The sequence below is a fragment of the Psychrobacter sp. M9-54-1 genome (genome assembly GCF_016613355.1).
Lineage (GTDB): Bacteria > Pseudomonadota > Gammaproteobacteria > Pseudomonadales > Moraxellaceae > Psychrobacter > Psychrobacter faecalis.
The window spans coordinates 22,175-34,455 of sequence record NZ_JADGFW010000011.1; the positions used below are offsets into that span (position 1 = coordinate 22,175).

Below are 12,281 nucleotides of genomic sequence, written 5' to 3' on the forward strand. Positions count from 1 at the left end.
TCCTCAACAATTATATGGAAAAGTACCCGCCTGATAGAACCAATAAACAACTTAAATGGTGGAAGCGCACGACAGTTGATTTCATTATAAAAACCGAGTTTCCAGATAGGTACAAAGAGGAGAAATAACCAATGCCGGTGCTGCTATCTTGATATGCTTTAATTCCCACCATTGGTGGGAATTCAGCTTCTACACAATGTGTAAGTTGATAAGTCTCTTGAAGCTAGTCGCTAGAAAGTAGGCTATATGGGGTTTACAACCCTGAGTTGAATACCCAAGGTGGCCGACCCATCAATGAATATCTGCTATCAGGTGAGTGGTAATAAAAAGCCCACCCCTCAGGGTGAGCTTTGAGTTATTAGAGTTTTTGAACAACTGATTTATATACCGTCACGCACACTATTTAACTCTCGCGCCAATGTCCCACGTCCTGTTTTCGGTGCGTTCTTGATAACACGATCAACCTTGTCCATCTTCATCTCACGGACGCGCCTTGCGATATCGTTTGGCTTAATAATGATTTTTTGGTCAGGGTTTTTCTTATTCCAGTCTTTGACTGCGGCACGTGCATCAGCGACCTTGGATTGATTGCCTTCGACCACGCCAGCCGCCCATAGTGCGCGGATGTTTGAGGCGCGTAAGTTATAGTAAGACGTTGACGACTGCCCAAGATAGTTAGCCTCTTGGATTTTAGATATATCGCGTGGCTGGAAGCCAAAAAACTTAAAGGCAGCATCGACCGGCGTTACGTCAGCGACTTTATAACCCTTCGTGTCTTTATAAATGCCAGACGTTGCCATGCTGGTACCCTTGACGGCGTTTCTTACAGCTGTAGGTGCAAACTCTAGAACGCCTTTCTTAAGGCTGGTACTATCAAGATTAGCGACGCCTTTGGCGATATCTCTTGTGCCGGTAGCAACACGACCCACAAAGTCACCAGCAGGACCGACAATCTCAAGTACGTCACGCGAGTTACTGGTGCGCTCTTTAAATATGCCGGTGCCTGGTATTAGATTACCAAGACCTAAGCGGCCTGATACGTCAGTCGGTGAACCTGATACGCTTGAAATACCGCCATCGATAAAGTCGCCGCCCATCTCGCCTAACCATTCATCTAGGTATGCTTGACGTACTTTTTTTGATGAGAAGTTATAACCCATGATTTGACCAATACCATCAATCAGATCTTCGGCATCTTCCATGAATGGTAGTCCACCAGCACCGCCTAATAGAAACAGTGTGCCAAGCATAATGCCAACAGCCTTACGACCTTCGTTACGCTCGACAGAACCTTTCTCGCCCTGTGTCCATAATCTGTGCATCAGCTCAATATAAGATACGGTGTACGTTTTAAAGGTCATGAGCGTACCACCCACAGCGCCACGTCCCCAATTCATGCGACTGGCTTTGTTGTAAACAAACTGCGTTTCTTTGATTGATTTGGTAGCAAAGTCTGCTGGGTCAGTCATGCCTTGCTCTTTCGCCATACGGTAGGCGGCTACAAATGTCACGCGGCGGTTGAACTGCTCTGCCAAACTAAATAGCGAACCCCACGCTAGACTGACGCGAGACAGCGTGTTACCTGCCAGCGCTTTTGCATCGCCAATTTTTGTACCATCGCCTGCGCGAAGTGGGTTTTTGCCGCTGGCTTGTTTGAGAAGGTTATGCACTTCTTGCGGGCTAAGTGTTCCGTCCGCCTCTGCTCGCTCAATCGCTTCACGTAAATCCGCTTCAAAATGGTCATTGTTTTTGTTCTTCAGCGATTTACCCCAATCAATCGATGATTTATTTAACTGAGCAGCAGCTTTCACCGCGCCACCAAATTGACTGAGGTAGGGGAACGATACGGCAATGGGCTGCGTGATGTTGACCACGGCCGAGGCCACAGAGCCGCCTAAGTATTGCGCGAACATCCAGCCACGTATTAACTGACCTTCTTCTTGAGGGTTCTTAATGTACTGTGCCAGCTTGACCGCGGCATCCTTTAACTGACCTTCACCTTTTGGAATCTCACTAATACTACGGTCAAGATTGCTCATATTTAGGGCGGCAGAGGTATGACGCGCATTCGAGTAGATAAAGCTCGCCAGCACACGGCCAACGTCTTCACTGTAGCCCTTGATGCCTTTACGGTGCATGAGGCGCTTCATGGTGCTGCGGTTGTTCTTGGTGCGACGTAGGTACTCCTGGAACGCTTCGTCTGCCGCCTTGTCACCAGTGGCATCTAGTCCTAGCATCTCGCCAAACAATTCAGCCGTTTCAGGCGTCACGCCAGCGAACAGTTTAAATTCTTCCTTGGATAACGCGCCTTGGGTGACAGTGTAGTTGTTGTCATTACCGTACAAGGCGTCCATCTCTGCCTTCATCTTGCGAGCTTCATAGGCGGATTCAAACATACCAAAGTATTCACGGTTGCCATCAGCGTCTACCACGTCGACCGTGTATTGACCAAAGCGAGACAGTGGCGCATAACCATCATCCATTAGTTTGTTGGTGCGGAACTGCGACTCTTTGATATCTTTGAGCGTCTGCTTTAATGCCTTCTCTTTTCTTGGGTTGGCTTGTATCAAGCTATTGATATGCTGCTCGATATTAAAGACCGCTTCGCGTAACGTGCCAGCCTCCATGACTGCTGCTTCGATATCGTTGGCATCTTTACCCAAGCGGCGTAGCATGTCTGAGCGCGTCAAGCTATCAAGGCTTTTATCGGTTGCGGATCTGAACTCGCGGTACAGCTCGATTTGCTCATCTGATAAATCAAACTTGCTGCGTAGCTCGCTGTCTTTCCAGACAAGTCCAGCGTTGACTTCCTCGTCAATAATGCCATTAATAAAGCGATTGGCTTGGATGTTGTTCAAGGTCGCAAGCTGTTGCAACTGTGCTGGCGTGATGCGGTTGGCATCCTTTAGCATCTGTAAGCGGTCTTGCTTTGAGGTTGCCATTACCTTTTTGCGCCAGTCCTCAATAAGTACCGCCTTACCGTCAAGGTCGCGGCCCCATAGCAGCGTACCCTCAAAAATTGGCTTGCTTAGCGCTTCATTATCCTTGGCACCGATAGCGGACTTTGTGATATCGCGTAGTGAATCAAGCTGCGGCAATAGTCTTGGTGCAAGCTCTGAGGCTTTGGCTGCATAGAACGACACATCATTGATAAACTTCTCAGTGTTTTCAAAGACAGGTTTAAAGTATGGGTTGCGCTGAGCTAGGTTATACATCGTACCAATGGTCTTATGCCACCATGACAGCTTGCCTGGCGGTGCAGATGACGCCCAGTCGTAAAGTCGTGTCGCCGTTTCTTTAGCGATATTGCGTGGGTCGAACTGGTCATTCATGCCAGCGGCGCGACTAAACTTCATGCCGTCAGCACCTTGGCTATAGCGGATATCGTTATTATTACTATCAAACGTGCCAGCGTTATCGGTGGCGGATTTAATTTGGTTGGAATCAAAAGCTACTATTTCAACAAATTCATTAAAGTCGTTTTTTCTTATAGCGCCATCAAAACCATTGCTTAACAAATCCTCTTTGTTAGAGTTTATAAAATTATCAGCGTCAGTAAATATGTCTGGATTTCTTATGTTTGCATAACCATTAATAATATAACCATTTTCGTTATCAAAATAACCTTTGTTCATAGATGCAGAGTGAGCGTATGATTCAGCAACTGAAATTTTAGGGCTAAGAAAAAAACCATCTATTTGGTTGCCATCTGTAACCCTATCTGATTTTTCAAAAGTATTGAATTTTTCTGATGTACCGTGATGCAATATTAACGGCTCGCCATTGTCATCGACTATCTTAGACGCATTTTTAGGGTCGTTCTCCCAATCACCGAACCATTTTTTAAAGGCTGGCGTGCGAACTTGTAACCATTGTTGTTCGTTCAGATTAGTATCTTCACCATTAGGCGCTTTCATCCACTCGTCTGTGCCCTCGTACTTATCGCGCACGTCCTGCATCTGCTTATCAGGAATATTTGGGTCGCTAAACTGTGGCGCTGCATTAGCCACATTGTCTAGCGAGCCTTGCTTCTCAACCTCATTTACCATGCGTTCAGCGAGTGACAAGATATCTTGCGAGTTAATGGCAATCGGTACGCCAAGCGTATTTTTAAGCCATGAGCGTATCGCCATCACCATGCGATTAATCATGCCAGCCACCTTGCCTTGCTTGGCTTGCTGGCGTGCCGCGAGCGTGAGTAGGTACGGAAGATACTCATCGAGCGCGTCTTGCTCATTGCGAGCGACCTTATCTGCCATTGCTTTAGCTTGTACGGCTAATGGGTCGCCTGATTTCACTAGATCGTCAAAGTCTTTCATCAGGGCGTCGTAGGCTTTCTTGTCCATCAAGCCTTGCATCCCGCCATGACCGCCAAGCTCGTGAAGGAAGGTCGGAATAATCATATCGTCAGATAGATTATCAGCAATCAAGGTGGCCTTGCCGTTGTGGTATAGGCCATCCACGTCACTAGGAATGGTTAGCTTTCCATCGACTACATAATCAGACAATACTTTGATATCAAGCTTGCCATCAGCCATGAGCTTACTAATAGTCTCTTTGCCAAACTTATCGTTTAGTTTGCCAATGACTTGCTGGCGGGTGGTCTGCGTACTGCCTTTTGCTTTATTGCCAGCGTTGGGGTTAGCGCGCTCAGATTCAGGTTTGCTAAACATGAGCTTCGTTTGCTGTGCAATGATACGGTTTTTATCACCTTCTATCTTTTGATCGTAACGCTTTATCTTCACGCCAGCATCACGCAGCACTTTTACCGCTTCGGGATTAGCGTCTTTTGGTACGATAGCGGTATCAAATTCATTAAACTGCACAGCACGTTGAGCCTTGGCCTCAAAGTATTCGGTCGGTAGGTTTGATAAGTAGTATGTTAAGTCGTCGATTATCTTCTTGGCTGCTTTATTAGTACCAAAAGCCTCTTTGATACTCGCAGCACCATCAGCAATAGCGTTGGCTGCATCACTGGTGTAGTTCCAACTATCCGCGTCAAACTTGTAATATGGTCTGAGGTTCTCGATAGCGTCAGAAAAAACCTGATTGGATTCTTCTTTTATTTTTTCAAAGTCTTCTTTAGGTATAATTTTTTCTCTGCGAGCCTGAATATCTTTGAGTGTTTTTAGCTCGTTAGCGTAAACCGAACGAACACTGCCAGCGCCATAGGAGAAGTTTTCACCATTGTTTAACTTGCCTGTCATCTCTTTAACGACGTTTTCAAGATTGTAAGGCGCGTACTTACGATTGCCGCCAGGCGTAAAGCCTTTGAATAAAACCTTACCGTCCACAAGACTATTGAATTTGTCGGTCGCCCATTTCTCAAAACGTCTTTGTATAAGAGGGCTACGCATTTTTTCAGTCAAGTCTTTACTGAGCTGAGCATAATCTTTGCCGTCGCTTTGTTTGTATCGATTAACTTTATCAAGAAAACGGTCAAGCTGGTTTCTATCCAAACTACCGTCTTCACCAAAGTAAATGCTTTTAACAAACTCAATATCTGCATCGGATGTCTGGTCTTCGCCTTTAAACTTCGCTCGTGCCGCCATAGTTTCCATGGTTTCTTGCATCTGAGATTCAAAGTAACTGGTAGCTACTGCCAAGAATTTAGGGTTGTCAGCGGCGGCCTGCCTACCTAAGTCTATCTTGGCGGCTGCTTTGATAGCTGGTTCTATTTTTGCGTTTTTAAGCTTTGGCTCTTTACCGATAGACTTTAGGAACTCATATTGCACAGCCTCGGAGCGTAGTAGCCTATCAGCACCTTCCGCTAAGTCACTTGTAGTAGGTGCTCGTAGCTTGTACTGACTGCCAGATAATGAATTTTCAAAATCTCTAAATTTCTTTTCATTGATATCAAATATAGGGCGCGGCTGGCGAGGTGAATAAATATCTGCATCATAGGTTGGCATATCCTTACCCGTGATAAACAACGGATCTGCCACTAAGGTAATTTCTCCATAGCCGGAAAAATCAGATACTTCAGAACGAATGACAGCAATCGATGGTGCTGCTAAGCCGCCAAGTTCGGTTGCCGCAAGCACGCCTTCACTGGTAATGTTGTGCACAACAAGCAAGTCTTTTAGCTCTGCCGTCTCGGATAAGCCAGCGGCGCGACTGAATTTTGGTTCGCTTGGTTTTGGTGCGATGGTTTTTTCTGCTAACTGCGCCTCCATACGCTCACGAACACGGCCTTCCATTGCGTCAAATTGGGCGTCAGTGATATCGTATTCACCATCTTCATTGGCGGTGATGCCCATCTCGTTAGCGACTTCCGACTGGACTTGTGAATAGCTCTTGCTTGGCTGCATTGCCTTGCTTGGCTCAGTGCGTTTCTTGCGGCGTTCTTCCGCCTCTTTTTCTCTACGCATTACCTTGTCGTTATAGCTTTCATTAAACGTGGTTGGTGTTGTGCCGTCTTCCACCAGATTAGCGTAAGCCTCTGCTTGTTCAGCGATAGGTAGGTTCTCGAAACTGGCATTCTTTTTAAGACCAGCTTTCTTATACAAGGCATCTGATAGACCGCGCTTTGCCAAATCCTCTTGCACTTCAACTGAACGTAGTTTGTAATCTGATACCGCTTGTTTTTTTACCGAGCTTTCACTAACTGCCTTCTTAGGTTTTGGTGCATCAGCCTTTTGCTTTGCAAGATTTCTATCGATAGCATTATTCATGCCATCTACCCACTCACCTATTGGCACATCACGTACTGGCGGCTCGGTAGACTCAACCTTCGGTCTAGTTTGCTTAGGCGATGGAATATTAACCGTAGGGTTTTCATCGGTTAGCTGCGTGGCTGGCTCATTATTGAGCACATTAGGCGCATCAGTTTCCATATCGTCATCGAAAGATAGACCGCCCTGTTTCGGGTTGCCGCGACCAGTAATAGCATTGATACGTGCTTGAATGTTATCGCCTATGGCTTTGGCTGAACGTCGATTGTCAGAGTACATTTTAAGCATCTCAGTCGCGCCAGCGCTTAATCCTTCACCAAACATGTCGTCTTGATTTAGATAAGTTTCTACGTCTTGACCGCTTTTAACGATATCTATATAAGCCTGTGCTGCATCGCCCAAGTCTGTAGCTAATGTATTGGTGAAAGCGTCACCACTTTTCACATTGCTATTAATTTGGCTTATTTGTGGTGCTTTACTGGTCAACGTTTTAAGAATGTTTTGCGAGCCTTCCCCCAGCGTCTCAGATATAGCAGTAACTAAGTTTGGCGCATTGTATGCATCTTGAATGATGGCAGATTCAACACGTCGTTTACCTTCTTGTGATAACGCGCCAGCATCATCCATCATGGCTGATTGCTCGGTAGCAGGGAGGCCAGATATAAAGTTCTTAACGTAGCTGCTGCTTTGATATAAATTCATATTGCCATCGGCACCAAAAGCTAATTGGCTGGCGTCAGGTAACCGCTTAGCGTCGACCACTGCTTGTTCTGTTGAGCTCATGCGAGCAACCGCCGGCTGATTCGCTACTGCTGCAAACTCATTTCTATCCATATCGGACATATTACGACGTACCAGTACCGGCGCTTGCATATTATTAACAGCGTTTGTATCAAGGCCATACTTGCCAGCGCTCTCACTGACAAACTGACGGTATGCCTGCGCTTTCTCACCACCTTGTTGATAGGCGCGTCTGATTGCCATTGTTCGGCCATTGCCTGAGTCGACTACATTATCGTTGGCACCAATGAAGGGGGAGCCGGTCGATATGTCAGAGCTTGCACCCAACATATTTGGCTGTAGTTTATTAGCCATGTCATTGACTTGTTTTTGACTGCCGGCACGTGTACGGTCGCGTGGCTGCCGCTCAGAAGGGAAGTCTGGGTTTGGGCTAAAGGTATCGGTATTGCTAGTGATAAGCTGGCTTGCATCGATTACATCCCACTGTGATTGTATTTCATCACCTTTAGGTGTGTATGCGACTGTCTTAGCCTTTGCTTCATCAACGACGCGCGCTTTTGGGTCAACCTGTTTTGATTGTACTTCCATTTGTGGCATTAATGAGGCTTCACGCAGCATCTTATTTTTAACTGGAATAGATTTGGGCTCATCAATAATGGCTTGTAATAAGCGTGCATATTCTGGGCTTGATTGGTCGGCACCCTGCAAGCGTGCGCTCATAGATTGCTGCCACTTGGTTTGTGTGGGCAAATTCTGAGCTTCAGTAATTCCACTATTTTCTGATACTGGGTTTATTCCCAAGGTTTGGGTGAGGGTATTGTTTGAAGCTGACTGTTCATAAGAATTAGGCGTCACATTTCTAGCGCTTGCCTGCTCAAAGTTGGCAGCGACCGAACTGGCGCCACTATCCACGGCAATAGCAGCAGCTGCACTTAAGCCGCCCTTATTGGGGTCGAGCCCCATGCGTTCAGATAGCTTACGATTGTCAGTGGCTTCAAGGTTGCCAAACCCTAATGCATCTTTTGGTACTGGCGTATTGTCTTGCAACTCACCACGTAGTCGCCTTGCAAGTCTTTCGACGTTAGCAGCTCGCACGCTCTGGATGTTTTCATTCACATCATTGGCAGTTTGTGCGGTGCCGTCAGCTGTGACTTCAAAATCACTGCGAGGTGCTGGCAAGCGTGGGTCGCTACCGAACTGCTCATAACCTTCAGGAACAGGTGTAATATCATTTATGTTAGGCATGCCAGCGTCGCGCGCGCTTCTTGCTTGCTCTTGCTGCTGCGCTAAGTAGTTATTGTATTCAGCCTCACTAAAGACTGTGCCGTCTTGTGTGGCGCTGAATTGACCACCAAGCTCGCTATTGTATGGTAGCTCAGGATCAGGATTCAGGTTGCGCATACCATTGGCATCTGGACCTTGACCACGATTAAAGTAATCCGGGTTAGCGTTCTCAATCCCATTAGGATTATTGGGGTCGCTTATTCCACCCTGATAGCCAAGTTGATTACCGCCACCTGGTCTATCAGGACTGGGAGCCCCAAGTCTAGGTACTTCTTGGCCCATATCTTCTGTTGGCGTAATGTCGCTGGCTGGTTTATTGTTGCGAGTAATGCCACCAGCAAACCCACCCATCGCCGCACCTGATAAAAGACCAAGTACGGCAGCAGCATCGACGCCTTCTTCTACTGGTTTGTCTAGAGCGATATTTTGCAGTACTGTCTCTGATACAGACTGCGGTAGCTCCTCTAATAAACCTTCGGTGACCGCACCTTCCAAGGCACGTCTAACAATGTTCTTTTGCTTGACTGCACCTTCTGCACCCTCGTTAGCAGCACGCCCACTTGCTGTGCGTGTGCCACCAGCTAGCATAGTGTCGATATCACCGATACCAAGTTTCTGTGCAACTTTACCGCCAGCAAAACCAAATCCTGCAGTAGTGGCGCCGGTAGCGGCAGCAAGTCCCGTTTGCTTGCCAGTCAATAGACCGTCATCAGTTTCTTGACGTATCTGTTCAGCTGACATGCCAGCACCAACTAAGCCTTCTCCTATGGCACCCCTTACGATTGGCGATAGACCTTTAGCCGCAAGACCTATGCCTTTAGAGTATGCGCCGCCAAGCCCCATTGATGGCAGGGACTCAAGGACCGTGTTAGTAACCAACGACGGATTACTGATAGCCTTACCAAATTTAGCGCCAATACCGTCGGCATCCTGAAATTCTTTTTTCTGCTCTTTATACTTGTCGGTTTTCAAATCACCGATAAATTCATGAGCTGCTTTCGCATCGTAGCCTAATGTATCTTTAAGAGTTTTTCCCGCAAGACCACCAGTAGGTATGTTGGCAAGACCAACCACTGCTTCACCGACACCTAAAGCGCCGTCAGCAAGGAAGGATAAGCTTGCATCGCGTACGTGTCCTAGCACACCCTTGTCTCTGGCTGGCGCGTCTTGCATGAAAGCTGAAATAGCATCGTTACGGTTGTATGGCTTTTGCTCTTTATCTTTATTGTTATCCATGTCGACTACCTCAACGCTTCAAGTTGTTTACGACGTTCTTCAGTGCTCAGACTGGTATTGTTTTTTATTGCTATAGCGCGTGGGTCATTGGCGTAGTCAATAGGCTCTAGAGGAATGGATCGAGTTTCACCAGTATTTCTGTTAAGTAGCACGTCAGGGTTTTTAGTGGACGTCAAACCATCTTCAGATAAGGTTTCGCCACCGCCGATACTGGTCCAATACTCTTTGTCTGAATCGGCATTAGAGCCTTTGAGCATTTGAATTTGTGCAGCAACCGCTGACTTCTGCTCTTCGGTTTCAGCGGCAGCATATTTGTCGTAGAGAGCGTTTAATTGCTTTGGCATGTGATTGGCAACATCATCGTTGGCTTGCTGCATATCTAAGCGTCGGGTATTAAAATCGTTTTCTTGCTGGGCCTGTGCCGCCGTCTGTCGGAACTTATCTGCATCAAAACCGAGCTGTTGGCTGGCACGGCTATTCGCACCACGCTCATTCAGCTCAGCGCGTGAGTTTTCGCCACTCTGTGACATAGCTTCTTGCGCCAATTTCTGCGCAGCGTTCATCTGTGTGGCGTACTGCTCGTTGGCATACTTCTGATCATCACCATTTAGGATTGAGTTTTTAAGGGCAATTTGACCGGTGGTCAGTCCAGCACCATTTTTGTGTGGCTTAATATCCATTGCTAGTACTTGCCTGCGACTGTCTTCACCATAAGCTTTACGAGGTGGCGGCATTACAGTAAATCCAAATCCATTATTGACGCCACCCATTGTTGGTGCAATCGGCTGTGCTACGGGTGCATTGTTATCTACAGACACGCCAAACTTTTTATTGTCAGGATTGCCGCGTGTCACGCCTTCCGCATAAACGGGGTTTAACACGCTGGCATCATCATCAATACCTTGCTTGGCTCGCGCTTCCTTGGCTATGGTTCCGTCATCTACATTGACCGACTTAGCAGCGTTGGGGTTGTTCATCACTCCAAGGTTAGGGGAAGGCTTAGGCGTAGGACGGTTCATTATTCCAAGATTAGATGAAGGCTTTGCTACCACTGGATTTGTCGAAAGTCCGGCTTGCTCTTGCCCTTGTGCTTTCATTTGTTGTACTGCTTGCGGTTGCTCTCTAACTGGCAACTGAACCACTTTGCGCGCTTCTGCCAATGTAGCGGCTTGAGTCTTGGCTTGATCCTGCTTATTTGTTTCTATTTGCGCCAAAGCTTGATTTCTAGTTTGTCGGCCCGCCTGAACTGATGCTTGCATTTGAGCCTGGGCGGGAGTGGGTGCTAGGACTGACCCAACTCCTAGCTGTGCCTGTTGCCCTAACTTGCCAGCACCAAGCAGACCACCTTGGCTTGCATTGGCTCCAAAACCTAGTTTCTCTCTATTACTGTTGAATTGCTCACGACGTTTCTTTCTCTCTTCATCTGACACAAAACCAAAAGACATGATATTTCTCTCTAACTGAATGATTATGAGTACAGTATGAGCAATATTGCGCGACATCTAAAACCTTATAGCGGTGCTGATGAAATACCTTAAACGGAATTGTCCTGAAGGTTTTACAAAACTCAATTTTGAGCTTTGCTTTAAAGTCAATCACTTGCAGGCCAGTCTTTCTTATTGATTAATAAACATCAGCTTTAACGCCTATCGTATTACTTGCCACGTTATCTACCTCACCCTCATAGGCAGGATCATCTTTAACCACACTAAAGGCATTGCCGTTATTGTTCGCAATGCTGTGTAGCAAGCTGGTTAGCGCGTCGATTGGCGAGCTATCAACATCATCAAGTCCGTATGCCTGGCGCTCAAGCGTGACAAGTTTGGTCATGGTGTCTGCCAAGTCTTTCATCACTCGGACGTGATTAGATAAAGACGTGACGCGCTCATACGCTTCAAGCGCGGACTCGTCAATCGCATTAGCTTTTAACGCTGCAATAAACAAGTCTTCTAAGCGCTTGCGGTTATCTGCGCCAATCTGTGCCCTCAAGTCATCGAATAGCATCATGGACAGCTGGCGAGCTGTGCCAATATCTTTTCGGTGAGATATGCGAATACTAGCGGTAAGCTTGGCATTCTCCTCTACAGTAGTGTTATCCATATTCTCTAAGCGTCCAACTTCACGCTTAACAGCATTGGCATTAACAATCTTATCCGCTTCTAATCTAATACGCTTACCAAGGTCACGTGACCAACCATTACGTTTGGCTCTTGACCGTAGCGTACTGTCTTTAAGACCAAATTCTTTTGCTATTTGAGCGACTGTCTTAACGTTTGCACGATACGCAAGCTCAACGCTCTCCCAATTTACCTTCACTCTATCACTCATCACATACTCCAATGCCTT

The 12,281-nt window shown here is 46.8% G+C and carries 3 protein-coding genes; all 3 read right to left on the reverse strand.

Translation table 11 applies throughout. The features are described 5' to 3' along the window. Positions 1-380 precede the first annotated feature (380 nt). Positions 381-9,935 carry a PLxRFG domain-containing protein gene (locus tag IQ457_RS05120; protein ID WP_200662353.1) on the reverse strand — a complete coding sequence of 3,185 codons (9,555 nt, stop codon included), beginning with the start codon at positions 9,933-9,935 and terminating at the stop codon, positions 381-383. Between the two features lie 5 nt (positions 9,936-9,940). Beyond that, positions 9,941-11,437: a hypothetical protein gene (locus IQ457_RS05125; RefSeq protein ID WP_200662354.1), complete on the reverse strand. Its 1,497-nt coding sequence runs from the start codon at positions 11,435-11,437 to the stop codon at positions 9,941-9,943. 121 nt (positions 11,438-11,558) lie between these two features. Then, on the reverse strand, positions 11,559-12,263 hold the full coding sequence (locus tag IQ457_RS05130; RefSeq protein ID WP_200662355.1) for a hypothetical protein: 705 nt from the start codon (positions 12,261-12,263) through the stop codon (positions 11,559-11,561). Between the last annotated feature and the right edge of the window lie 18 nt (positions 12,264-12,281).